Below are 24,240 nucleotides of genomic sequence, written 5' to 3'. Positions count from 1 at the left end.
GCGCCATCCCGACGTGGATGAACCGCTCGAGGGAGCCATCAGCGGCGATGACGCCCAGTGCGGCGTACTCGGCGTCCGCGACGGTCCTGGCCTCCTCGGCGATGCGCCGCAGAACATGTTCCAGGTCGAGATCGCTGGCCACGACGTTGCTGGCGTCGAGCAGGGTCTGCAGTCTGCGCTGGGAGCTGAGGACCCGGATAGTGCGCGCGATGGAATCCCCCACCGCACCATTGGCTTCAAGCTTCGGAAGGTAGGTCACCCGAAGTTCATCGGCATCCATAACCCTCCTGACAACGAAGCCTGACCATATGCCCGCCTCGGTGGGCCCGAGACCAACCGAGCGCGGTGATCGGGGCGTACTGCTCGGCGTCTTTCTCCGCGTCCAGGCAGTTCTTCCCGTCGCACGTGCGACGGGTGAATCTTGAGTGCAAGTTCCCGGGTCGCCGTGGGGAGGGTGCTCGGCGAGCCTTCGTATAGAACAATCAATCACCTTTTCGGCTGGAGACGTCAGCGCCTCATGGTTTTGTGGCACCACTTAGAGGACCCGGTGCCGCATGGTGAAGGGTCCATAGGGGTGATACGTCACTAACTGCGAGCGCGTTCAAGGTCAATCCGAAATTTCTTCCCGACAGTGTCCCGGAAGCAGTGCCGTGGCGCTGCGCTGACCGATGATCATGGCGCAGCGCTGATCGTGGGTGGATCAATCGGCAACGATCGGTGCCCCGCCTGTGGCGGTCACCCGGGCCACCGACGCGGTCGAGCTCGCGCATATGCACGCCAGGTCCGCGAAGGCCGAAACCAGGAAGGCGTTCATCATCGCGGAGACCGCTCGCACCTTGCCGACCGCACTGCGCTCGATCGCATTCTCAGACTTCCAGTGCCGTCCGCAGCGATCTCAGCCCGTAGTACATGCGCGTCCGCAAGGTCGCGACCGGAACTCCTGTCTGTTCCGAAAGCTCTTGATATCCAACGCCGTGCAGTTGAACAGCAACGATGACCTCGCGGTGTTCGGACGTGAGCGTAGCCAGAGACGCATAGAGGTCCAACCGCTCCACGAGGAGGAGATCCTCTGTCACCGGCTCGGTCGCCCCCTCGCTCCCCTCCGGACCCGATCGCGCCGGGTGCCGAGCGCGAGCTCGCAACGCGTCCGCGACGAGGTCCCGTTCGATGGCGAACAACCAGGTTCTCACCGAGCCCCGTTCACTGCTGTACTGCCCTCTGTTCCGCCAGGCACGGATGAAGACCTCCTGAACACAGTCTTCCGCCTCGGCCCGGTCACCCAGCGCGTTGAGTGCGAACGCAAAAAGAGCAGACCCGTGGACAGCGAACGTTGCACAGACGTCGAAGGGCGCCTCACCTTCGTGACGCATCGAAAGCTCCCTCTGGTGCCTCAGGACTCCGGGATTCATTTCTCTGAGCGCTGCACCCCATGGCGTCACGGCCCGGACAGGTGCCGAAGCGGTGAAACTGCTGTGCGTTCGGACCCCGGATCGCTGGAGAAACAGGGAACCTTGGACCTGGCCACGACGAGAGTCTGCGCTTCCCGGCGGTGCGGGTGAGCCCCACGACGCCCACTGGCTTTCCTTCCCAGTCCGCCGTTGACCGTCTCCAGCCGGCCAGTGACCTCCGGTCGGGCCAGCTGTGCGCTCTGGTGCTGGCGACGGGAAGACTCGCACAGAAGCTGCTTTTCACGGTCAGTTGATCAGGCATCGGAACGGGCCTTCCCGTTGCCAGAGCCGGGCTCCGTGCAAGGAGGCTGACTAGCAACGAATAGCTAATAAAAATTTGAACTAAATCTCTACCAGAGTATCCATAAACCATCCGGGGTCCATCGAATGTGATAAATCTCACAAACAAGCGGGAAGCTTCAGCCCCTCGCACTAAACCTTTCGCCGACCCTGACCAGCTCGTGATCAGTGATGATTCTCGTGCCACCCATAAGACGAGGGTGGTAAATGTGTCTCTGCTTTATATGACCAGACCCACGGTTCAGCCAACCTGTCGGGCACTCATGCCCGGACATCTACTCTTCTTTCGAATTAACTTTTTTATTTGGGACAAGCTTGAACGCAGGGCACCTTTCCGGAGTAACCATCATTAGCTATACCTTCTGCAGGACTTCTCCTTGCAGGAGTCGATGCGATGGACGAGGCAGGTACTGCCTCATCCTCGATTAAGCAGTGAGGTGTTGAATATGGCTCAGAGGATTGAAGTGGTGCTCGTCGATGATCTTGACGGCAGTGAAGCGAAAGAGACCGTGGCTTTTGGTCTGGATGCTCGGTATTACGAGATCGACCTCAGCGATGAGCACACGAAGGAGCTGCGTGAGACGCTGAAGCAGTACATCCGCAAGGGGCGGGTCATTGCCCCTCCGTCACCGCAGAATGAGGCTCGGCAGATTCGTGAGTGGGCGGTGAACAACGGTTATCAGGTCTCCACGCGGGGCCGATTGCACCGCGACATCGTTGAGGCCTATCGCAACGCCAAGAAGCGCTAGAGAGCGATGAATACTTCAGATGGGTGGAGCCTGGAAGCGCACGCTTCCAGGCTCCACCCATCTGTGAAGTACAAGCTGCTGCGCCTCTTCTACGGCTTCCCGAGCACTCGGGCATCCCACTGTGCGGGCGAGATGGAATCACAGGCCCTGGAATCCTTCCATCACCCGTGTCGTCTGCATAGACGCTGAAGGCGGCCACGGATGCAGCCAGAGTCGTAGAGAAGCAGCTCGCTGGACTGACCTGAATATCCGGGATCTCCGGAATGCGCGACTGGATGCAGGTTCGCACCTGACCCCAGACACAAGAAAACCCCTGGAGATCCAGGGGTTTTCTCACCCGATACCGGGTAAAGGTGGCTCCGACCGGCGTCGATCCGGTGACCTTTCGATTTTCAGTCGAACGCTCTACCAACTGAGCTACAGAGCCATAAATCGCCAACTGCGACGACGACTCGCTCTCCGCCCAGATTCTCTGTACAGAGAGTGAAGCGACCCTGACGGGACTTGAACCCGCGACCTCCGCCGTGACAGGGCGGCGCGCTAACCAACTGCGCTACAGGGCCTTACTTTGTGCCGCTTGGCACGAAGTGAAACCTTACCAGTCCCACCCCTTCGATCCAAATCACACTTCCGTGAGATTCAAGACCATGATCCGCGACTTGCCATCGCAGTCCCCGTTTCACCGGAGTACCCCCAACGGGATTCGAACCCGTGCCGCCGCCGTGAAAGGGCGGTGTCCTAGGCCGCTAGACGATGGGGGCCCGATCCCTGGTGGGAACCTGTAAAAGTTTAGGTCCAGCACCCCCGGAGAGCAAATCCGCCGGCGAAGACCCCCTCTGGGTGCGGGTCTCTCTAGGATGAAGCCATGGTCTTTCCCATGAGCGACGAGGAATTTGACGCCGCCTCCACCGAAGCCCTGAACAGCATTCCCGCAGAACTGGCCGACCAGCTCGAGAATGTGGCGGTCTTCGTCGAGGACCGATACGAACCACAGTCATGGGAGGATCCCTCGACGGTGCTGCTGGGGCTCTACGAGGGGACCCCACTCACTGAGCGCGGCGGGGAAGGCTGGTCCATGCCGGATCACATCACGCTGTATAAGGAGCCGATCCTGCAGATGTGCCACAGCCGCGAGGAAGTGCTCGATCAGATCACGATCACGGTGATCCACGAGGTGGCCCACTTCTTCGGGATCGACGATGACACTCTGCATCGTCTCGGCTGGGGCTGAATACAGCGGTGCCGAGGATATCGGCCGCCACCTATAACGCTATTAGCACAGTGTCATTGCAATGTCGGGGAGGCTCAACCTTCAACCTACTTGAAGGTTGCAACTAAGGCTTTGTGCCGCTAGATCCCCGGAATGACAGGGAAGTAGCCCTCCATAGCTTGATCACAGGAACGACACGGCCTGTTGCCAAGATGACAAATCCACAACTATCGTTACCGGCGTAGCGCCAAAAGGCTCGAATCGCGTTTCCCATCGTTACGCTTCGGCCTCTGGATCACACGGCTATCACCGCACGGCGATCACCTTTTTGATTGAGGGTTTTTAAACTGTCTTTCCCTGGGTCCGCCTGGTCACGTGAGTCCAAGAGCTGAGGCAACCGCGATTCGAACCTTGCCCTGTGAGACGGGCTGCGGCGCTTCCCCAGTGAGGACTAAGTGAGGATCTACCGTGAAATACCGTCGCAATCTTGCGGTGGCCGCAATTACTGCCGCCGTCGTGACGACAGCGTTGGTCGGGACAACTCTCCCCGATCTGGTGGCCGATCGCGCCGCCAATGCCGTCGAACAGAATGATAAGAATTCCGCCGACTCAGTCACTTTGACTGAACTCCCCGCGGTTCCATCCGCCAAAGAGATCTCCACCGCCCGGGACTCGTCCCAGGCCACCGAACAGATGATCGACGAGATCTCTGACCGGATCTCCCAGGCCAGCCAACGTGCGCTGGAGCTGGAATCTGCAATGCAGGAAGAACACCAGGCCGCCGTACAGGCACAGGTCGACGCCGATGAGGCTGCCGCTGCAGCCGATGAAGCGCGCACGGCCGCTGAGGAGACTCAGGCGGCTGCCGTGGAGGAGTACCAGGAACCTGAGACTTCCGTCGCAGAGGTCCTGCTCACCGAAGAGGACAGCCTGGCCGACGCCGCGACTGACACACGGCTTCAGGAGCAGGCTGAACAAGACGCCATCGCCGCAGAGCAGGAGGCCGCCGAGGCCGAGAGCCTTGCCGAACAGGCTCGCCAGAACTCCACCAGCGCCGCTGAGGCCAGCGCGAACGCCGAGCGCGCCACCGAGACCACCCGCACCGACGTCGAACAGGTCGGTGAGCGGCTCCAGGAGCTCCTCGAGAACCTGATGGAGCTTGAGGGCTGGGAAGGTGACCTGCAGAGCTTCTTCGAGCAGATCCTCGGCAACAGTGAGTTCGTCGACGAGAACGGCAAAGTCGATCACGAGCAGCTGAGCTACCGGATCACCGCGCTTCGCGCAGACGCCGAGCAGACTCGCATCACCGATGAAGCCGCTGAGGAGGCCGCCGAAGCTGAAGAGGCGGCAGCAGCAGAGGCCGAGGCCGCCGCCGCGGAAGAAGCTGAGGCAGCAGCTGAGGCCGCAGCTGAAGAGTCGGAGGCCGCCGAAACGGCAGCAGCCGCGCAGGCAGCGGCCGAAGCAGCAGCCGCCGAAGAGGCCGCCGCTGAAGAAGCAGCAGCCGAAGAGGCCGCCGCTGAAGAAGCAGCCGAAGAGGCAGCAGCAGCTGAAGAAGCCGCCGCCGCGCAGGCAGCGGCCGAAGCAGCAGCAGCCGAAGAGGCCGCCGCCGCGCAGGCAGCGGCCGAAGAGGCCGCCGCCGCGCAGGCAGCAGCCGAAGAGGCCGCCGCTGAAGAGACTTCCTCGGAAGGTGCGGCCGGGGAAGCCGCACCTTCCGAGGAGCCACGGCCTGCGCCGGCCACTGCGCCTGCACCGGAGCCCACGATCGCGTCGTTCAGCAGTCTCAGCACGAGCATGCAGACGCTGATGCGCGAGGGCGCTGAGCTTGAGGCCTCCTTCAGCGGAGGCGCTCAGGACTACTACCGGGCAGTGTTGAGCAACGGAGCACTGACCAACGCGGACGGAAATGCCTCGTGGAACAAGATGCGCTGGCACGTGGACTACCTCGCAGCCCAGGTCGAACCAGAACCTGAGCCCGAGCCGGCACCAGAGCCGGAGCCCACCCGGGCCCCTGCGCCCGTCCCGGAGCGCACGCAGGCCCCCGCGCCTGCCCCGGCACAGAACCCGGCACAGAGCCAGGCGCAGTCCTCGAACGTGGTCCCGGCCAGCAGCAACTCCAACGGTGTTGAGATTGCGATCAACTGGGCCGTCGCGCAGGCCAACCGCGGCGACGTCAGCTACGTGCTGGGCGCCAACGGTCCGAATGCCTTTGACTGCTCCTCCCTGGTGCAGCAGGCCTTCGGACAGGCCGGAGTCAGCATGAGCCGCACCACGTTCAGCCAGGTCAACGAGGGACGGGCAGTCTCCGTGGGTGACATGCGCCGCGGGGACCTGGTGTTCTTCGGCAGCGCCTCTGCACCGGGCCACGTGGGCATCTACCTCGGCAACGGCCAGATGGTCGATGCCTCGAACCCCGCTCGTGGACTCCAGGTCCGCTCGGTCTACCAGACACCCTCAGTCGTGCGCCGCATGATCTGAACCACCACACGCACAACTGAATGACCTCTCACTGGTTCTCCCGCTCGCGGTAGGGCGGCGAGACGGATCGAAGATGAAGATGATGAGGGCCCCCGGCGTCGGACACCGGGGGCCCTCATTTCTCTGTGTCTGGGTCAAGCGGGGAGCGTCAGTCTCCGAGCATCGGTCCGAACTCAGGGCGGTCCTCCAGCCGCGTGTCCTCGTTGTCCGGGACCACCATCAACGGGCCCTCCGCGTGGTGCAGCACGCCCTGGGAGGTAGATCCCAGCAGCATCCCCGCGAAACCACCACGGCCGCGTGTGCCGATGACGGTGAGCTGCGCGCCACGAGTCTCCTGGACCAGGACATCCACGGCGGTGCCGTCGATCACCTCGGCTTCGATCTGCAGTTCCGGGTAGTGGCTGTGCAGCCAGAGTCGACCCGCTTCGAGCTTCTCGCGCAGCTCCTGCAGCGCCGCGTCGTTGTCGATGCTGGTCGGGATCCAGACCAGCGTCGCGCCCACCGGCGGCAGCGCGCACACGATGCGCAGGCTGGTTCCCCGTTCGCTGGCCTCACGGGCGGCCACCAGCGCGGCGACGCGACCGAAGTCCGATCCGTCCACGCCTGCCGCCACCGGACGCGAGTCCTTGGGTCGGATCGGGTGCGCACCCTCGGCGATCACCGAGGCGGGCGCGGCGCTGCCCGGCGGAGTCGCATGAGTCGTCGTCGCGCCCTGGGCCGGCCCACCCACGAGCGGGATGGCTCCGGTGGCGGTGGTCACGGCATTGGACTCCTTGGAGGAGAACTTCAGCGGCACCAGGACGGTCGGACACTTGGCGTGGGCCGGAAGCGCAGATGAGACAGACCCGAGCAGCCGCCCGAGGAACCCGCCCCGGCCGCGGCTGCCGACCACCAGGACCACGGCGTCGTGGGAGTAGTCCAGCAGCACTCCGGCCGGGTCCCCCGACTCGACCTCGTAGCGGACCTCCCCGGGGTAGTCACGCAGGAATTCCGCGGCCTGCTCGATGACCTTCTCTGAGCCTTGACGCAGCGCCGAGTCATCCATCAGCGCGTAGCCGCCGTCCATCGAGGAGGCGGCGAAGGCCGGGATCGAATACGCGGTGACCACGGTCAGCAGCAGCTGGCGGCGATGAGCCTCGGCCGCGGCCCAGTGCGCGGCGCGCAGCGACTGCTCCGAGCCGTCCACACCGACGACGACGCCGCGGACTCTGCCCCGCGCCGAACGGGCCGCGCGCGGTGTCTCTTCTGCCGCGGGCGGGTGGGACGCGCGACCGCTGCGCAGGGAGGCGCTGTCTGGGGTTTCACGGTGCGGTGCGGGGTTCATGATGAGCTCCTGGAGGCCGTGGCGGTCAGCTTGGGCCCATGATATCGCTCCATGTCGACTGAGACATCCGCGGGTGGCCGCGTCATCCGAACGCCGCTGATCCGAGGGTTCGTCGGGCTCGGCGCAGGGACTCGGCGCGCTCAGCCGGCAGAGGCGACCGTCTGCAACAGTCGTGCGGGGTAGTTCGTGGTGATCTCCTGAACCCCGAGATCGATGAGCAGCGCTGCGTCCTGCGGGGCATCGACCGTCCATACGCGAAGCCGAGAGCCCCGTGCCACCCAGGCCTTGACCTCGGCCCGATGGTCTTTGACGTAGGCGAGTCCGGGACCAGCGATTCCGGCCCGTCCGTTCCAGACCAGCGTCTCGGAGTCGCGAAGGGTTCCGCGCATCACGGCGGCCACCACGGGCCGGACCGCCGTCGCCAGCGGCATCTTCTCCAGCCGTTTCTGCACCTGCGCCTCGGTGACCGAGCTGAGCAGGGCGCAGAGCTTGTCCGGGGCCACCATGTCCGCCAGGTAGAGCAGGGATCCGGGGTAGAAGCTCATGAAGGACACGGTCACTGCATGTTGGCCGAACTCACCGGCGGGAATCGCCGAGGTCTCTGGGTCCCATCCGAAGCGCAGCAAGGTGCGCAGCACCTTGGTCTCCAGCCGATCCCCATATGGCGAGGGGTGCTTCAGCTCCACGGCGAGGTCGAGATCGCGACCGGCGTCGATCATCAGCTCCAGGACGTCGGCGAGGGTCATCAGCTGCTGATGCTGGGTGCCGTAGTCGCCGGGAAGCTTCGGCGTCTTCCAACTGGTGACGTCGAGGCTGCGCATGTGGGCCAGACTGAGCTCCGCCACCGAGCCGGTGCCGTTGCTGGTGCGGTCAACCGTGGCGTCGTGGAAGCAGACCGGCTCACCGTCAGCGGTCAGGTGCAGGTCGATCTCCAGGCCGTCTGCACCCTCCTGGATCGCCCGGCGGTAGGCCGCACGGGTGTGCTCGGGAAACAGTCCTGAAGCCCCCCGGTGCGCGAAGACCCTTGCCCGCCGACCGCGGGAGTCCGTTGGTGCACCGAGATCCAGCGGATCCTCCGGAGAATGATCGTGCAGCAGCGCGGTGTCCAGGCTGACCGGTGGAGCCGGCCGAAGCGCGCCGCCGGACTCCTGGTTCTGGGCGAGTTCCAATGTCACAGTTCCAGACTGGGCCTAGAGGGACAACGGGGCGCGTCGATCGGGTGGCACATTCGGGAAAGCTTCAGTGAACATGGAGTGAATGACCTCGCGGTGTGGGGGTGGGTGTTCAGCGCCGGGGCGCGTCTGCCATGGGGCGGGTGGTTTCGAGCGCGTCGGCGGAGGATCTGTCGCCGCGGCGCTTCTGGGATCCACGCGCAGCGAGGATCTCGCGCTTGCGTCCGCGGCGCTCCTTGCGCTCGGCGCGCAGCCGCTCGCGCTCCAGCGCTCGCTTCATGTCCGCCACCAGGGCCGCGGGCGTCTGCTCGGGCAGCTCACCGAAGGTCTTGTGGGCAGACTTCACGATCTGGCTGGCCAGTCGATGGTTCGCGGCGCCTCCGACGACCATCCCGATGCCGAAGGGAATAGCGCGGCCGATCATCGTCGTGCCCGAGCGGATGAAGAATCGGCGCATGAACTGCCGCTTGATCTGGTTGACCACCAGTCCGGACACCCCGGAGGAGTTGGCGGAGCTGTTCATCGGGACCAGGGAGGAGAACGGGCCGGCACCCTTGCCGCCCGCCTGTTGGGAGAGCTCCCCCAAGAGCTGGCGGCCCTGATCGCCGAGCATCACACCCATCACCAGCAGCTTCGCCCGTTCGGGGTCTGCGGTGCTGATTCCTGAGAGTTCAGCGATCGACTGCGCGTAGAGCGCGCAGGCCTCGAGGAAGCTTCCCGTGGCCGCCGCGGAGAGTCCGAGTGAGGTCACGGTGCCCACTGCAGGCACTGCCGCGGTAGCGCCGATCAGGGCGCCTCCGCCGGTCATTCCGCGGGTGAAGTCCTTGTCCAGCTGGGCGGCCAGCTGGTGATTGGAGAGGCTGGGGTGCGCCTTGCGCAGCCTGCGCAGATTGGCCAGCACCAGCGGCCGCTGCACGGTGACCGCCCGGGTCAGCCAGGTCTCGGCACGTGGGGTCAGCTTGCCGGAATCGTCAAAGGCGTGACCCTTGACCATGGATACCGTCTGTTGGGCGAAGAAGCCGGAGGCTGCAGCACCCATGAGTTTCCCGTTCCCCGAAGACTTCTTCATGGCCTCAGTCTAGGGCGTGACCCCGACCAGATGGGAAGCCATTCAGCTCCCGGCGATGTCCAGCCAGACGAGTCGCCCGACCGGCGAGTCAGGGTCGGCAGGGTCCACCAGGTTGAAGCCGAACTCGCCCTCCGCGGGCCAGAAGACGCCGGAGCTGTCGACGTCGAGTGCGGCAGCGGGGAGCACGTAAGAGGATCGCACGGCATCGCCGCCGGTCAGTCCGTGGGTCGCCTGAGGATCTGCGGCAGCGTCGCGGCGCTGCGGCAGCGGCTCATCGGTGATCGCCTCGGGGCCCGGGTCCTGGATGGTGCCGTCGTCCAACAGTGAGGCGAGCTCTGGGACCTGGCGGTTGGGCCAGGTCTGAAGCTCCTGCGCGTCGGCAAGGCTGCCGGCGACCACGAATGGCGTGCCGGACTCGAGGCCACCATAGGCACCCTCGTCGTCATAGAGGTACCAGGATGCTCCGGAGACGAACTCTGCGACCATCCGGCGCTGGTCCTCACTGCGGGCGACGTCGGGCGTCGTGGGCCCGGGAGGGCCGTTGAGATCGGTGGCCACGACGTGCACGTGATCCGCCTCGCCTGGAACCTCGACCGGAATGTCCCACAGGCTGGTGCTGGGCAGCGGCAGCACCGACTTCTCCAGATCGGAGAACTCGTCCGCGGGCATGGAATTCTCCGGCATGTCCTGCCAGAGGAACTCCTGGAAGGTGCGGACCTCATCCTCAGCGATGGGGTAGGTGGAGAAGACCGCCATGCCGCGCTCCCCCGCGTACCGTCCGTAGCCCAGCGCGTCGGCGGGGCCACCGATCCGTCCGTCACCGTCCAGGTCCGCACCCGAGTCGATGCCCGAGTTGGTCGGCGCCGTATATACATGGGAGTACTTGATGCCGGTCTGGCCGTTCTGGCCGCGGGAGAGGTACTCGTCATTGACCGTCGTGGCGATCTGCTGGTGCTCGTCGTAGCTGAGCCCGGTCAGCACCAACACGTCGGGGGCATTGACCTGCACGGTCTCGGCCAGGACCCGGGCCTGCGGATGCATCCCGCCGTGGAGCTCTTCAAGGACCTCCGCGGAGGAGGCCCCGCGGATCTGCGCGTGAAGGGTAGCCACCCGGATGTCCCCGGCGGCCTTCTCCACGGTCGTGGTCAACTCCTGGGACTCAGGCGTCACGAGGGGCTGCCCCGGGGTGGGGTAGTAGGAAGCGGTGGTCGCGCCGTCGGCGGCGCCGCTCCCGGTCTCGCTGCTGATGCTGTCGCTGCTGGTGGTCGTGGCGTGCGCACCGGAAGATCCAGCCACTAGCAGACCGGCCACGAGGCAGCTGGAGAAACCGCTGCGCATGAATCCTCTGGCCCGCAGCTCAGATCGTTGCTGGCCATTGGGCATGGGTTACACCGTAATGCGGCACTCTGGCCGTGCCAAGCCCAGAACGCAACTTGTGGAAACAGTTACCAAGGCGTAACAGTGGAAATGAGGAGCGATCGACCTCCGCCGCCGGGCCGGGCCGTGATGAAACTCTCCCCCGGTCGCCAGCAGTTGCATTATAAGACCAACGGGTGTGTAAATAGAAGATATACGCTTCAAATTCGAGAGTGCACGACACTTCTGGCGACGACGCAGAGTTCTGCCGACAGTCGCGTTGGCGCAGGGAACCAACCCCGCCGCAGCGACCGGAGAGCCGACGTCGTCGTTTTCTGTGTCTGGAACGAATTGATCGCTGCGCACTGAATCGTCTTGCACATGACTAGAGAACACTCTCACTTCACCGAGGAGGACCACATGGCTTCGCAACCCGAAGCTCGACTACGGGACTGGTCGCCGGCTGACGCCTGGCGCGGCCTGAACAAGCCCGTATTCATCCCTGCCGTGCTCATCATCGTCGCTGGCCTGATCTTCGCAACCATCTGGGGCGAAGCCAATGGCGCTGAAGCTTTCGAGACGCTGAACGCCACCATCGTGAACACCATCGGCTGGTGGTATGTCCTGGTCGCCACCGGTTTCGTGGTCTTCGCCCTCTGGGCCGGAGCCTCCAAGGTAGGCAACATCCGTCTGGGTCGCGACGACGAGAAGCCTGAGTTCTCGCTCGGCTCCTGGTTCACCATGCTCTTCGCCGCAGGCATGGGCATCGGACTCGTCTTCTGGGGCGTGGCCGAGCCGCTGTGGCACTTCATCGCTCCGCCAGACGTCACGGGAGCCGTCGGCATGGACGCCAGCGGCGAGATGGTCGCGGCGGGCGAGTCAGCCGCCATAGGCGCCGCGATGGGCCAGTCCGTCTTCCACTGGGGCCTGCATGCATGGGCCATCTACGTGGTCATCGGACTCGGCATGGCCTATATGACCTTCCGCCGCGGACGCCCACTCTCGGTGCGGTGGCTGCTGGAGCCGATCTTCGGCCGCAAGCTCATCGAGTCCTGGGTAGGGCACGTGATCGATGTGGTCGCGATCGTCGGCACCGTCTTCGGCATCGTGACCTCACTGGGGATCGGCACTCAGCAGATCGCGGCCGGCCTCGGCTTCATGGGATGGATCGAGGATCCGGCGAACACCGTTCTGTTGACCATGATCGTCGTGGTCATCATGGCGATCGCCACCTTCTCGGTGATCACCGGCGTGAACAAGGGCCTGAAGTGGCTCTCAAACTTCAATATGGTCCTCGCCGCGCTGCTGGCGCTGTTCGTCCTGATCGCGGGTCCCACTCTGTTCCTGCTGCAGTCTCTTGTAGGCAACCTGGGCGAGTACCTGATGGCCTTCCCGCAGCTGTTGTTCGAGACCGGGGCCAGCTACGCCGGCGGTGAAGATGGCGGTTGGTCCGCCGACTGGACCATCTACTACTGGGGCTGGTGGATGAGCTGGGCGCCCTTCGTCGGCATGTTCATCGCGCGGATCTCCCGCGGACGCACCATCCGTCAGTTCGTCATGGGCGTGCTCCTCGCGCCGACCCTGGTCGGACTGATCTGGTTCACCATCTTCGGCTCCTCCGGCATCTGGTACCAGGTGACCGAGGGTGTCATGGTGGGCGAAGACGGCAGCATCGACACCGTCGGTGCAACCTTCACCCTGCTCGAGCAGCTGCCGCTGGCGTCGATCACAGCGGTGGTGGCCATTCTGGTGATCGCGATCTTCTTCGTCACCTCCGGAGACTCCGGCTCGCTGGTCACCGATGTGCTCTCCTATGGCGGACGCACCGAGACACCGAAGCTGACCCGCGTGTTCTGGACTGTGTTCATCGCGATCACCGCCATCGTGCTGCTGGCAGCCGGAGGCGGAGAGGCCGCAGATGCCTCCCTGCGCGTGCTGCAGGTCGCTGCGATCAGCGCGGCGGCTCCGATGTCCATCGTGATGGTTCTGGCCGTGATCGCTCAGGTCCGGATGTTCAACTACGAGACGAAGACGATGCCTCGATACGTCCGCATCCGGCCCACGGCCAGCAAATCGGCGCTGGTCGACACCGCGCGCAATGCTCCGGGCGGCGGGGACTCGGCTCCAGGCGTGCACCGGAACGTGCGTTCGATCCTCACCGGTCAGCGCGCTGCGCTGAAGGGCTTCCTCGGAGGCACCTCAGCAACTCTGGCCGGACTGGACAAGCCCACCTCCAAGGAATCAAGCATCTCCACGCCGTTCGACTCCGACGACATGGTGTTCGCGATCCAGGACGTCCCGCCCCACTCCACCATGGTCAACCCGCAGACGGGCACCATCGGCTGGGACGAGGACGTCGCTTTCAACGATCCGATCGCCGATCAGGTGTTCGCGACTCCGGAGTTCGCGGATTCCGCCACCGGTCAGCAGTGGGAGTCCGAGCAGATCTACGACGAGGCCGTCGGAAACAGCGAGGTCGAGTCAGATCCTGACACGCCCACGGGTGATGACACGCAGCGCTGATGCACTGCGCGATCTGATCACGTGAAAGAAGGGCGGGCCCCAGTTCAAATGAACTGGGGCCCGCCCTTCTCATCTGCCCAGCCGCGTCCGGCCGGATCAGACACCTCCTGCTCGGGATCAGGAGGGGTTGAACTCACCCGGGTTCGGGCCGGTTCGACCGTCGCGCTCAAGCCCGTCGATGGCTGAGAGCTCCTCCTCGGTGAGCTCGAAGCCGAAGACGTCGAAGTTCGACGCGATCCGATCCGGGGTGACTGACTTGGGGAACAGGATGCGTCCACGCTGAAGGTGCCAGCGGATCACGACCTGCGCGGGAGACACCTCGTGCGCCTGGGCCGCGGCGACCACGGGCTCGTCCTCGAAGACGGCACCCTGCGCGAGCGGGCTCCAGGCCTGGGTCTTGATGCCGTGCCGGTCGTTGGCCTCCTGGATGTTGCGCTGCTGCAGCGCAGGGTGGATCTCCACCTGGTTGATCGCTGGAATCACCGTGCCGGCCTCGACCACACGCTCGAGGTGTTCAGGCAGGAAGTTCGAGACACCGATGCTGCGCGTCAGTCCCTCCGCCTGGAGCTCCTCCATCGCCTTCCACGCGTCCAGGTAGGCCTCGTCGGCTGGTGAGGGCCAGTGGATCAGGTAGAGGTCCACGTAGTCCAGGCCGAGCTTCTGCAGCGAGGTGCGCAGCGCCTGCTTGGTGTTTCCGGCCTTGAAGTCGTTCACCCAGACCTTGGTGGTGATGAAGAGCTCCTCGCGAGGAATGCCCGAGGCAGCGATGGCGCGTCCCACGCCCTCTTCGTTTCCGTAGACGGCGGCGTTGTCGATGTGCCGGTATCCGACCTTCAGCGCTTCGGCGACCACCTTCTCGGCGTCGTCGGCTGGAACCTGCCAGACCCCGAAGCCGAGCTGGGGGATCGCGGTCCCATCATTGAGTGTGATCGTGGGAACAGTAGCCATCGGCAACCTCTCTCATCCTGCGTACATGTCTGAGGGCAGCCCTGCCCTCGTGTTGTGTGAACCACGCAACAGTCAGGATCATTCCATGAGGTCGGTCGACAAGGGTCCATTTCCGCAGACCCCTCGTCAGAGTGCCTACTCACTGGTCAGCCGATGCAGACGGGCCTAAGCTGAAGTCATAGGAGTGCACCGTGCCGGGCGCCGCTCCTCCGCACCGATCAGAGGATTCATCATGGCCGCAGAGGTCACCGCTTCACGACGCCGAGCCACTGGGCGCACCCTGCTGATCGTCTCAGCCCTCGGCTGCGCGGGATTCGCCGGTTGGTCGTTGGCGCAGCTCCAGCTCACCACTTCCGAGACGTTTCTCTCGGAAGCGTGGCACGCCTTCGGGCTGATCGTCTTCGCGGGGCTCTTCGCCCTCGTCGCCTGGCGCCCCCGGGCCTACCCCGGCCTGATGGAGCTGACCATCGTGCACAGCATCGGAATGTTCGTGCTGGCGTTCCTCAATCAGGACGCGGCCGGCGCCACGGCGACCATGATCCTGCACGGGCTGCTCGCGGTGGCTCTGCTCATCGCCTATGTCGTCCTCGGCTGCATCAAGGCGTGGGGGCACCAGCCGGCGACGGAGCAGCCGCCGTCGGCCGCCGCGAAGCGACCCGAGGCCACGCGCGATCCCGTCACCGCCGCGAAGGACTCCAGGACGAAGGGGCAGCAGAGCCGCCAGCCGGCTGCCGGGAACACCCCGCGGGGGCTTGACCGGACTCCCGAAGCGCCGGCGCAGCCAGGCACCCAGGCAGGCGCCGCACCCCACGCGCAGCCCCCGCAGACCCGCACCGCGCCGACGAGGCCATTGCCGCAGGATCTTCCCGAAGATCGCCCGCGCCCCTGAGCGCGCCTGGGGACGACCGGACACCCGGAAGGGTCCGGGCCTCACACGCCGAGTCGACGGCGCAGCTCGGGTGCGTGCCGTCGGGAGACCTCTACCCGGCTGCGCTGGCGATCATTGAGCACCAGGACCAGTGCACCGCGGAAGTCTGGCACCAGCTCCCGGACGTAGCGCAGATTGACCAGATATGAGCGGTGCACCCGGAAGAAATGGCCCTGGAGGCGACGCTCGAGCTCATTGAGCGAGAACGACACCAGCACGCGATCATCGGTGAGCTTCAGCGAGGCGTAGCCGCGCGCCGCCACGGCGTAGACGATCGCATCACCGTCGACGAGCACCGTCCGGCCGTCCTTCTGCACCGGGATCCGCACCAGCTGCTGCGCATTTCGTCGGGGGGCGGCCTCGGCCCGGGCGGGCTCCGGAACTGCCGCAGCTGAGGCCGCCGCGGCCGGTGACGAGGCGGCCTCGGCCCCGGCGAGCGCGCGTTGCACAGCTCGCTGGAGCCGGTCGGCGGAGAACGGCTTGACCAGGTAGTCCGCGGCCGCGAGATCAAAGGCCTCCACGGCATGATCGGGGTAGGCGGTGGTGAAGATGACCTGAGGCGGGCGCACGCCCTCGGGAGCACTCGCGCCGCGCAGCCGCTGCGCGACCTCCAGTCCGGTGAGCCCGGGCATGCGGATGTCGAGGAAGACCAGGTCGTAGGCAAGAGAGTTCAGCAGCAGGAGCGCCTCTTCACCATTGGTGGCTTCTCCCACCACTTGGACGCCGCCGACCTCCTCGAGCAGGAACCGGAGTTCCTCGCGGGCAGGAGCCTCGTCGTCCACGATCAGAGCGCGTGGGTGCATTGACTCAGTATAGGGGGAACATCCAGGTCACTGTGATCGCGGTCACCGAAGCGGGATCTGCAGCTCCACCACGGTGCCTCCGGAGCGCGGGGTCGAGATGGAGAGGTCATAGCGGTCCCCGAACAGCGAGTTCAGCCGTTCGGTGATGTTCTGCAGGCCGACACCGGCATGCTTCGGGTCATCGGTGAGGGTCTCACTCCCGTCGAGGCGACCGGCTCCGTCGGCCATCTGCGCCAACACCTCGGGGGCCATCCCTACGCCGTCGTCGCTGACCCGGATGCTCGTGGTGCGCGCCAGCGGGTCCACTCTGGCCCGCAGATGCACGGTCCCGCCCGCGGGCTTGCCCGCGATGCCGTGCTTGACCGCGTTCTCCACCAGCGGCTGGATCATCAGCACCGGCACTCTGGTGGTGAGCACCTGCGGGTCGATGTCATAGCGGACCTTGAGCCGGTCCCCGAAGCGCGCCTGCTCCAGCGAGACGTAGGTGCGCACGAAGTAGTACTCCTGGGCGAACTCGGCGTAATGCCCCTCCTGGCGCACCGCGTAGCGGAAGAACTCGGAGAGCCGCAGCAGCAGCTCGCGGGCCTCATCTGGTCGGGTGCGAGCCTTCGAGGCGATGGTGTTGAGGATGTTGAACAGAAAGTGTGGGTTGATCTGGGCGCGCAGCGCGTTGAGTCGCGCATCGGTGGCCAGCTGCTTCTCACGGTCGAGCTCGGCCAGCTCCAGGTGCAGCGAGAGCATCGCGGCCATGTCCTCGACCAGCTGACGCGGCGGGATGTCGGCCTCGGCCTGGTACACCCCGAGGGTCCCGATCACCCGGGCACCCACGCGCAGCGGCACGATCACCGCGGAGGTCAACTCACAGTCGGGCTTGCGGCAGCCCACACCGGCGCGGTCGCGGACCACCTGGGTCCGGCCCTTGGCGATGGTGCGCGGGGCCGCGGAGGTCTGCATCTGGGCCCCCTCGCGGTGGTGATCCGCGCCAGGTCCCACATAGGCGAGGATCTGCTCGCGGTCGGTGATCGAGACGGCATCACCGGAGAGCATCGGGCGCAGCAGCTCGCAGGTCCGCCGGGCGGCCTCCGGGGTGAGTCCGGCGCGCAGCGGCATGGAGCGTCCCGCTGCGGCGAGGTTGCGCACCCCACGGCTGACCTCGACCTCCCGCGGTGAGACCGGACGCTGGCGACGCCGACCGGTGGCCCCGCGCAGCGCCGACGGGTACCCCAGCACCGCTCCGACCGTGAGCCCGAGCCCGAGCCCGAGAGTGGGAAGCATCGGCAGGGCCGGGTCGGCGAACACCTGGGTGCCGAGATAGACCAGCATCCAGATCAGCGTCACTCCCGCTGCCAGCATCGCGCTACCGCGCATCCACGCCTCCTCGGGTCAGTCGGGCCATACGTTCGGCGCGGCGATCCGCCGCGGTGCCGTGCATCCGCACCCAGTGCGCCTGGACCCCGTCGGGGGCCCTGGTGCGCAGCGAGACCAGCACCACCACCGCCACCGTGATCGGCGCGACCACCAGGGTCGGAGCGGCAAGAAGCTCGCGCAGCCAGTCGGCCTCGATCAGTCCGGCCGTCATGAACATGCTCACCGAGAGGGTCGCCCCGGTGAGCAGCCCGGCCAGGGAACCGGCCGCCGTCGTCCGGTGCCACCAGATCGCGAGCACCAGCACCGGCGTCAGTGCGGAGCCGGCCACGGCGAAGGCCCAGGTCACCATGGTCGCGACCAGCGAGGGCATCGCCGGGGCGAAGGCCTCGGGGCGCAGCGCGATGGCCAGTCCCGCCGCGAGCGCTGCGCCCAGCAGCGTGGTGATCCGCCCGGCCCACACTGCCTGGCGCTGCGTGGCGCGGGGGTTGATATGACGCTCATAGACGTCGTGGCCCCAGGTGGCCGCCGAGGCCAGCAGCAGCCCGGCCACCGTGGACATGGCGGCGATCAGGGCGGCGGCGGCGATCAGCCCCAGCCCGGTCTGCTCGCCGTAGATCCGGCCCAGCACCGGCAGCGCGTGCTCAGGGGTGTGCAGCACTCCGTCGACGGTGAGCTCCTGAAGCCAGGGCCTGCCCGCGACGGCGTCAGGGATGATGTCCCGGGCGGCGGTGCCCAGCATGATCGCCATCGCGTAGAACGCGCCGATGAGCACCAGCACCCAGACGGTGGTGGTGCGGGCGGCCTTGCCGGTGGGAGAGGTGAAGTACCGATTCATCACATGCGGCAGCCCGGCGGTGCCGAGCCCCAGGGTGACCACCAGCGCCACCTGACCCAGCGGCCCGTAGCGGGCGCCGGGCTCACCGAAGAGCGCCGGCTCCCCCGGGTGCATGTGGTTGGTCTCCTCGGTCAGCGTCCACTCCTGCCCGTCGGCGCCGCCGAGCGTGGGATTCGCCAGTGGGGCCTCGCTCAGGCTCTGCACGGCCTCCCCATAGCGGAAGCCGTCCGCGGTGACCACCACGGCGAGCCAGACCAGCGCGGCGAAGAGCAGCAGGAACTGTACGGCCTGATTCCAGGTGGTCCCGCGCATCCCCCCGAAGGCGACGACCACGGCGACCACCGCAGTGGAGAGCAGCACTCCGGTCGCGTAGGGAGAGAGGCCCAACAGGCCCTGCCCGACCAGCAGCTCCCAGGTGATGCCTCCACCCACCGACTGCGGCACCAGATAACAGAGGATGACGAGCTGGACGACACCGACCGACGCCAGCCGGACCGGATCCGAATCCATTCGGCGGCCGAGGAAGTCGGCCAGCGAGAACTCTCCGAAGCGGCGCAGCGGAGCCGCGATGAGCAGCAGCACGGGCACGAAGCCGGCGGCGAAGCCCACCGCATACCAGGCGCCGTCCAGACCCGAGACATACACCGCAGCGGCGACCCCGAGGAAGGAGGCGGCCGAGAGGTAGTCCCCGCAGATCGCCCAGGAATTGGTCATCACACCGACCCGCTGGCCCGCCAGATAGAAGTCCACGGTGGAGGGACCCCGAGGGCGGCTGATGAAGGAGACTCCGAGCACGATGATCAGCACCGCGGCCAGTGTCACCACCGCGGTCGAGGTCACTTGAGCTCCTCCCCTGCGGCGGAGTCGTCGTCGAGTCCGTGTTGACCCCCGAGCATGCGCGATTCCACCGAGGCACTGAGCCGAGCCGCAGCGATGCCGATGATGGCGAAGACCAGGTAGAGTCCGCCGGCCGCGGCGACGAAGCCGGGGCTGAGGTCTCCGAAGACCCGCGCCTGGGTCCACCACTGCAGCGTCATGGTCAGCACCGGGAAGGCGGCCACCAGCACCAGGAAGACGACGAAGTAGGCCAGCGCCACCCCGCGCTGGGCGCGGAAGGCGGCATCGACCTCGGCGGGGGTGTCACGAACCTCGTTGTCAGAGGGAAAGTCAGAGTCCGCGGGGAAGTCGGCACCGGCGCGGTGTTCGCCGGCCGAGGGAGGACCCGGGTGGGGGGATTCCGGCGTCGAGCCTGCAGAAGACGGTTTCACCTCCTCAGGTCCATGTCCCCTCAGGCGGGGAGCCACGTCCGGTACATGTTCCAGGAGGACTTGAGCAGGACCACCGCGCCGCCGCCGGCGAGCACGAGACCCATGCCGGGCAGGAGCCCGCCCCAGGCGCCGGAGCTGGCCGAGAAGGCGAGGATGTTCCAGGTCTGCAGCAGCACGATGCCGGTGACGATCAGGCCTGGGATCCCGGCGTGGGCGATCGCCAGCTTGCGGCGCGGCACGAACGCGCCGGCGAAGGCCAGGAAGCCCACCGCCAGGGTGATCACTCCGGGGCCGTCGGTGCCGCGCAGAGCGTAGGTCTCCCCGGTGACCTGCGCCATGAAGGGCAGGTAGACCCAGGGAAGGAAGGCCGAGACGATCAGCATGAGACCGCCGAGGATCATGGCCTTGCTGCCGGGGTGGAAGACGCCCCAGCCCGTGGCGCTGCCAGCCTTCAGCCGCGCGGTGATGCCGCCGTAGATCCCTTTGTCCGCTGTCGTGGTCATGCCGTCATCCTAGATGTGATCGGCGCCACAGACGAAGCATGCGCCAGAGAAACTGATCAACGGCGGCTTCCGGGCGCTGAGCGGCGTATTCCGGCAGGTGAACGGTGATTCTGCTTGACTGACCCGCTCAGCGCGGGATTCGCGCCGCTGGCAAACACAGATGCACCGCTGGAGGTCCCCGGGCTTGTGATTTGTGCCACATTTTGACTTTCTTAGACCAGTCCCTGCGCATCCGCGTGGGTGAATCGCCCCGCACTACTCGCACTAGGAAGAAGGGAGTCTCCCATGTCCGATGTGGCACATGAGGGAACCTCCGGCGGTCCGCCAGAGGCGGAGGACACCAGTTGGCGCAAGCGCTACTGGAAGAAGAACCTCCGACTGATGATCACCCTGCTGGTCATCTGGTTCACCGTCTCATTCGGCTTCGGCATTCTGCTGATCGAGCCGCTCAACAACATCGTGATCCTCGGCTTCCCACTCGGCCTCTGGTTCGCCCAGCAGGGATCGATCTACGTCTTCGTGATCCTGATCCTGGTCTACGCGCTGTGGATGGACAAGATCGATGACGAGTTCGGCGTGGCCGAGCGCAACGAAGAAGGTGGTTACAAGTGAACGAGACTCAGTTCTGGACCTTCTTCTTCATCATCCTGACCTTCGGCATCTACATCATCATCGCGTGGCGCTCTCGGGTGAAGGAGACCAAGGAGTTCTACGTCGCCTCTCAGGGCGTCCCGACCCTCGCCAACGGCGCCGCGGTCGCGGCGGACTGGATGAGTGCCGCCAGCTTCATCGGCATGGCCGGCCTGATCGCCTTCCTGGGCTCCGACGGCTCCGTCTACCTGATGGGCTGGACCGGCGGTTATGTGCTGCTTGCACTGCTGCTGGCTCCCTACCTTCGTAAATGGGGCAAGTTCACGGTGCCCGAGTTTGTGGGCGACCGGTATTCGGAGTCGGTGCGCATCGTCGCGGCCATCGCCGCGATCGTCGTCTCCTTCACCTACGTGGTCGGCCAGATGGCCGGTGGCGGCATCGTCTTCAGCCGCTTCCTCGGACTGAGCGTCGAATGGGGCGTGGTGCTGGTCGCCGTCGTCATCTTCATCTACGCAGTGCTCGGCGGCATGAAGGGGATCACCTACACCCAGGTCGCGCAGTACACCGTGCTGATCATCGCCTACCTGATCCCGGCCTTCGCCGTGGCCTACCAGACCACGGGCATCCCGGTTCCGCAGATCTCCTACGGGCAGATCCTCGCGGAGCTGGACTCGCTCAGCGTGGAGTTCGGGCTCAACGAGTTCACCGAGGCGTTCTCCGGCCGCGCAGGCGGCCAGATCGACGTCTTCCTGGTCACGCTCTCGCTGATGCTGGGCACCGCAGGTCTGCCGCACGTGATCATCCGCTTCTACACGACCAAGACGGTCCGCGGTGCTCGCTACTCGGCCTTCTGGGCCCTGTTCTTCATCTCGCTGCTCTACCTCACGGCTCCTGCCGTGGGTGCCTTCACCAAGCTGAACCTGCTTCAGGGTGTGCAGGGCCAGGGTCCTGACAGCCTGCCTGACTGGATCAACACCTGGGCTCCGACGGGTCTGGTGACCGTGAACGAGGACGTCGAGACGATCGGAACCGTGTCCAACCTGGCGACATCCGGGGCGGACCTGATCGTCAACAACGACATCCTGGTCCTGGCCTCACCGGAGATCGGCGGGCTTCCCGCTCCGATCGTCGGCCTGATGGCCGCCGGCGGCATGGCGGCAGCCATGTCCACCGCGGCAGGTCTGCTGCTGGTCATCTCCTCCGCCGCTTCGCACGACCTGTACTTCCGGGTCTTCAAGAAGACCGGTGCTTCCGAGAAGGAGCAGATGATGGTCGGACGCATCGCCATGGGCGTTGCGATCCTGTTCGCCATCTGGGCCGGCATCAACCCGCCGGCATTCGTGGCCCAGGTGGTCGCGTTCGCCTTCGGCCTCGCAGCGGCGACCTTCTTCCCGATCCTGATCCTCGGGATCTTCTGGAAGAAGGCCAACGGTCCGGGTGCCACCGCAGGCATGCTGACCGGTCTGGCGTTCACCGGAACCTACATGATCTACACGCTGGAGGTCTTCGGAACCGGCGCGAACGATCACCTCTTCAACGTCTCTCCCGAGGGCATCGGTGCCATCGGTGCCGCGATCAACTTCATCGTGATCGTGGTGGTCTCCAAACTCACGGCGCCGCCGAGCGAGCACGTGCAGGAGATGGTCGAAGATATCCGGTACCCGCAGACCCGAAAGGCGAATGTGCGTTCCTGAATCGGCCTGCTGCGGCAGACCCACACAGACAAGCGGCCCTCGCTCCATCACTGGAGCGGGGGCCGCTCGTCTGTGGCCTGCGGTTCCGAGCCGACGCTGGGTTCGAAGCTGAGGGTTGGTTCGGAGCTGACGCTGGGCAGGCGCAGGGCCCGCGGTCAGCCTGAGGGTCAGCCCGAGGCGGGGTCTGTGGCATCGCGCCAGGAGTGCCTCGGCTCGTAGCCGAGCTCCCGGCGGGCCTTCTCGATGGAGAGCAGCGTGTCATTGACGCCGAGCTCACCGCGCAGCGCGACCTCCGGGAAGACCTCTGCGACGAGTTCCGCGTTGGGCCGGGACATCACCGTGTCCGCGGCGGCGATGATGTAGCGCTCGAAACCCGGGCCGGCGACCTCGAGGGCGCGCTGGACGGCCTGGGCGCCGTCGCGCGCGTCGATGTAGCCCCAGAGGTTCCACTTGCGCAGCCTCGCGTCGGAGTCGAAGGCCGGGAAGTCTGCGTAGTCTTCGGGGTTCATCACATTGGAGAAGCGCAGCGCGGTGATCGAGAGCTGCGGGTTCCAGCGGACCAGTTCGACCGCCATCTGCTCCTCCAGGTGCTTGACCAGAGAGTAGGTGGACTCGGGCCGTGCGGGGTACTGCTCGTCCACCGGGATGTAGGGCGGAGGGGTGTCGAAGGGCAGTCCCAGCACGGTCTCGCTCGAGGCGCAGACGATCCGGTCGATCCCGAGCCGGACTGCGGCCCAGAAGACGTTGAAGGTGGCCGTGACGTTGTTGTGGAAGGTCGCGACGTCGGTGCGGATTCCGGGCGCCGGGACAGCAGCCAGGTGCACCAGGGCGTCCACGCCGTCGTGCTGATCCGCGACCCCGCCCAGCGCGTCGATGACCTGGCCGTAGTCGGTCAGATCCAGCTTCACGAAGCCCGGGCCGCGGGTGCCTTCGACATCGAGGCCGATGACCTCATGACCCGCGGATCGCAGCTCCCGCGCCACGACGGTGCCGAGCTTGCCTGTGGATCCGGTGACTGCGATTCTCATGGCGCCTCATTCTGGTGTGTGCTGGGACTGTGTGCTGGATCTCAACGGATCCAGTGGCCACAGTAATCCACAGCGGCGACCAAGCGGGATCTCACTGGTTGCCTTCTTCCCAGGGTCGGTGTGGGTCGAGGATCAGTGTGGGGCACGGCCGAGGCCGAGTGCGTCGAACACTGAGGAGGGCTGGGTCAGGCACCAGCTGAAGACCGGGTCTGGGTAGATGATCCCCACCGCATAGTCTCCGTCGAGCACCAGCAGCGGCTGCGCTCCGGAGATGCGGTACCGGGCCAGCACTTCCTCGATCGGGTCCTCCGGGCTGAGTGGGCCGGGGGCGACCCCGATGAGCGCGGCGCAGCGCTTCTTCTCCCACTGCGCAGGATGCTCCAAGGCCACTTCGGCCAGGGCGGCTTCGGTGATCAGGCCCAGCGGCTGGTGGGAGAGTCCGACGATCAGTGCGGCCGCGTCCAGACCACGCACCAGCGCCGCGGCGTCGCTCAGCGACGCGGTCACCGAGACGACCGACTCGACGGGAGACATGAGGTCGCTGACGCGGAGTTCGCGCGCCCCCCGCGAGCGAAGAGTGGCGTGGCGGCCGGTGAGCCGTGCGGTCGAACGTGAAATGTGCTCCATAGGCAACCCTCAAGTAGTGAA

General features: G+C 65.9%; 20 protein-coding genes, 3 tRNA genes and 1 pseudogene. 7 read left to right on the top strand and 17 right to left on the bottom strand.

What is annotated here, in order from left to right; translation table 11 throughout:
• Positions 1 to 280: pseudogene (locus LSI54_RS07240) on the bottom strand (hypothetical protein); the annotation flags it as partial.
• A gap of 586 nt (positions 281 to 866) precedes the next feature.
• Positions 867 to 1,370 carry a sigma-70 family RNA polymerase sigma factor gene (locus LSI54_RS07235; protein ID WP_241470907.1) on the bottom strand — a complete coding sequence of 168 codons (504 nt, stop codon included), beginning with the start codon at positions 1,368 to 1,370 and terminating at the stop codon, positions 867 to 869.
• 824 nt (positions 1,371 to 2,194) lie between these two features.
• Between LSI54_RS07235 and LSI54_RS07230 the strand changes: the two genes are divergently transcribed.
• Positions 2,195 to 2,497, top strand: a complete 303-nt coding sequence (locus tag LSI54_RS07230) for a histone-like nucleoid-structuring protein Lsr2 (protein WP_241466304.1) — start codon at positions 2,195 to 2,197, stop codon at positions 2,495 to 2,497.
• Positions 2,498 to 2,851: 354 nt separating this feature from the next.
• On the opposite strand, the gene LSI54_RS07225 is transcribed toward LSI54_RS07230, so the two are convergent.
• The 3 genes from LSI54_RS07225 to LSI54_RS07215 all read right to left on the bottom strand — a co-directional run bounded on the left by LSI54_RS07225 (position 2,852) and on the right by LSI54_RS07215 (position 3,258).
• A tRNA-Phe gene (locus LSI54_RS07225) sits at positions 2,852 to 2,924 on the bottom strand.
• Between the two features lie 62 nt (positions 2,925 to 2,986).
• Positions 2,987 to 3,060, bottom strand: a tRNA-Asp gene (locus tag LSI54_RS07220).
• Positions 3,061 to 3,185: 125 nt separating this feature from the next.
• Positions 3,186 to 3,258, bottom strand: a tRNA-Glu gene (locus LSI54_RS07215).
• Positions 3,259 to 3,362: 104 nt separating this feature from the next.
• On the opposite strand from LSI54_RS07215, the gene LSI54_RS07210 reads away from it, so the two are divergent.
• On the top strand, positions 3,363 to 3,728 hold the full coding sequence (locus LSI54_RS07210) for a metallopeptidase family protein (RefSeq protein WP_241466305.1): 366 nt from the start codon (positions 3,363 to 3,365) through the stop codon (positions 3,726 to 3,728).
• Positions 3,729 to 4,325: 597 nt separating this feature from the next.
• A complete protein-coding gene (locus tag LSI54_RS07205; RefSeq protein WP_241478038.1) occupies positions 4,326 to 6,182 on the top strand; it encodes a C40 family peptidase in 1,857 nt (618 codons plus the stop codon).
• 148 nt (positions 6,183 to 6,330) lie between these two features.
• On the opposite strand, the gene LSI54_RS07200 is transcribed toward LSI54_RS07205, so the two are convergent.
• The 4 genes from LSI54_RS07200 to LSI54_RS07185 all read right to left on the bottom strand — a co-directional run bounded on the left by LSI54_RS07200 (position 6,331) and on the right by LSI54_RS07185 (position 11,085).
• Positions 6,331 to 7,506: a universal stress protein gene (locus tag LSI54_RS07200; RefSeq protein ID WP_241478037.1), complete on the bottom strand. Its 1,176-nt coding sequence runs from the start codon at positions 7,504 to 7,506 to the stop codon at positions 6,331 to 6,333.
• A 140-nt stretch (positions 7,507 to 7,646) separates the two neighbouring features.
• Positions 7,647 to 8,681 carry a glycerophosphodiester phosphodiesterase gene (locus LSI54_RS07195; protein ID WP_241478036.1) on the bottom strand — a complete coding sequence of 345 codons (1,035 nt, stop codon included), beginning with the start codon at positions 8,679 to 8,681 and terminating at the stop codon, positions 7,647 to 7,649.
• A 109-nt stretch (positions 8,682 to 8,790) separates the two neighbouring features.
• Positions 8,791 to 9,747 carry an EcsC family protein gene (locus tag LSI54_RS07190; protein WP_241478035.1) on the bottom strand — a complete coding sequence of 319 codons (957 nt, stop codon included), beginning with the start codon at positions 9,745 to 9,747 and terminating at the stop codon, positions 8,791 to 8,793.
• A 42-nt stretch (positions 9,748 to 9,789) separates the two neighbouring features.
• Positions 9,790 to 11,085 carry an endonuclease/exonuclease/phosphatase family protein gene (locus tag LSI54_RS07185; RefSeq protein ID WP_241478034.1) on the bottom strand — a complete coding sequence of 432 codons (1,296 nt, stop codon included), beginning with the start codon at positions 11,083 to 11,085 and terminating at the stop codon, positions 9,790 to 9,792.
• Positions 11,086 to 11,523: 438 nt separating this feature from the next.
• On the opposite strand from LSI54_RS07185, the gene LSI54_RS07180 reads away from it, so the two are divergent.
• Positions 11,524 to 13,626, top strand: coding sequence for a BCCT family transporter (locus LSI54_RS07180; protein WP_241478033.1), 2,103 nt, complete (start codon positions 11,524 to 11,526; stop codon positions 13,624 to 13,626).
• Positions 13,627 to 13,743: 117 nt separating this feature from the next.
• Here LSI54_RS07180 and LSI54_RS07175 read toward each other — a convergent pair whose 3' ends face one another.
• Positions 13,744 to 14,574 (bottom strand): aldo/keto reductase, encoded by an 831-nt coding sequence (locus LSI54_RS07175; protein WP_241470901.1) that lies wholly within the window; start codon positions 14,572 to 14,574, stop codon positions 13,744 to 13,746.
• A gap of 232 nt (positions 14,575 to 14,806) precedes the next feature.
• On the opposite strand from LSI54_RS07175, the gene LSI54_RS07170 reads away from it, so the two are divergent.
• On the top strand, positions 14,807 to 15,463 hold the full coding sequence (locus LSI54_RS07170; protein ID WP_241478032.1) for a hypothetical protein: 657 nt from the start codon (positions 14,807 to 14,809) through the stop codon (positions 15,461 to 15,463).
• A gap of 41 nt (positions 15,464 to 15,504) precedes the next feature.
• On the opposite strand, the gene LSI54_RS07165 is transcribed toward LSI54_RS07170, so the two are convergent.
• From LSI54_RS07165 to LSI54_RS07145, 5 genes are read right to left on the bottom strand one after another with little or no spacing between them, the layout of a single operon-like run.
• On the bottom strand, positions 15,505 to 16,305 hold the full coding sequence (locus tag LSI54_RS07165) for a LytR/AlgR family response regulator transcription factor (RefSeq protein ID WP_241466314.1): 801 nt from the start codon (positions 16,303 to 16,305) through the stop codon (positions 15,505 to 15,507).
• Positions 16,306 to 16,347: 42 nt separating this feature from the next.
• Entirely contained in the window at positions 16,348 to 17,673 is a 1,326-nt protein-coding gene (locus tag LSI54_RS07160; protein WP_241466315.1) for a histidine kinase, read from the bottom strand.
• Entirely contained in the window at positions 17,663 to 19,348 is a 1,686-nt protein-coding gene (locus LSI54_RS07155) for a sodium/solute symporter (protein ID WP_241470897.1), read from the bottom strand. Before LSI54_RS07155 ends, LSI54_RS07160 begins: the two co-directional genes overlap by 11 nt.
• Positions 19,345 to 19,776, bottom strand: coding sequence for a hypothetical protein (locus LSI54_RS07150; RefSeq protein WP_241478031.1), 432 nt, complete (start codon positions 19,774 to 19,776; stop codon positions 19,345 to 19,347). Before LSI54_RS07150 ends, LSI54_RS07155 begins: the two co-directional genes overlap by 4 nt.
• Before the next feature lie 20 nt (positions 19,777 to 19,796).
• Positions 19,797 to 20,279: a hypothetical protein gene (locus tag LSI54_RS07145; RefSeq protein WP_241466318.1), complete on the bottom strand. Its 483-nt coding sequence runs from the start codon at positions 20,277 to 20,279 to the stop codon at positions 19,797 to 19,799.
• 285 nt (positions 20,280 to 20,564) lie between these two features.
• Here LSI54_RS07145 and LSI54_RS07140 point away from each other — a divergent pair, with 285 nt between their 5' ends.
• Positions 20,565 to 20,891, top strand: a complete 327-nt coding sequence (locus LSI54_RS07140) for a DUF4212 domain-containing protein (protein WP_241466319.1) — start codon at positions 20,565 to 20,567, stop codon at positions 20,889 to 20,891.
• The gene (locus tag LSI54_RS07135) at positions 20,888 to 22,564 is read left to right on the top strand and encodes a sodium:solute symporter family protein (protein WP_241466320.1); all 1,677 of its coding nucleotides are present in this window, start codon (positions 20,888 to 20,890) and stop codon (positions 22,562 to 22,564) included. Before LSI54_RS07140 ends, LSI54_RS07135 begins: the two co-directional genes overlap by 4 nt.
• 167 nt (positions 22,565 to 22,731) lie before the next feature.
• On the opposite strand, the gene LSI54_RS07130 is transcribed toward LSI54_RS07135, so the two are convergent.
• Together LSI54_RS07130 and LSI54_RS07125 are read right to left on the bottom strand one after the other, a co-directional pair.
• On the bottom strand, positions 22,732 to 23,592 hold the full coding sequence (locus tag LSI54_RS07130; protein ID WP_241466321.1) for an NAD-dependent epimerase/dehydratase family protein: 861 nt from the start codon (positions 23,590 to 23,592) through the stop codon (positions 22,732 to 22,734).
• Positions 23,593 to 23,724: 132 nt separating this feature from the next.
• On the bottom strand, positions 23,725 to 24,219 hold the full coding sequence (locus LSI54_RS07125) for a CBS domain-containing protein (RefSeq protein ID WP_241478030.1): 495 nt from the start codon (positions 24,217 to 24,219) through the stop codon (positions 23,725 to 23,727).
• Positions 24,220 to 24,240: the final 21 nt, after the last annotated feature.

Origin of the sequence: Nesterenkonia sp. AY15, from assembly GCF_022565855.1 — a bacterium.
GTDB lineage: Bacteria > Actinomycetota > Actinomycetes > Actinomycetales > Micrococcaceae > Nesterenkonia.
Note: the sequence above shows the minus strand (reverse complement) of the source record. Positions and strands in the feature narration are given on the sequence as shown.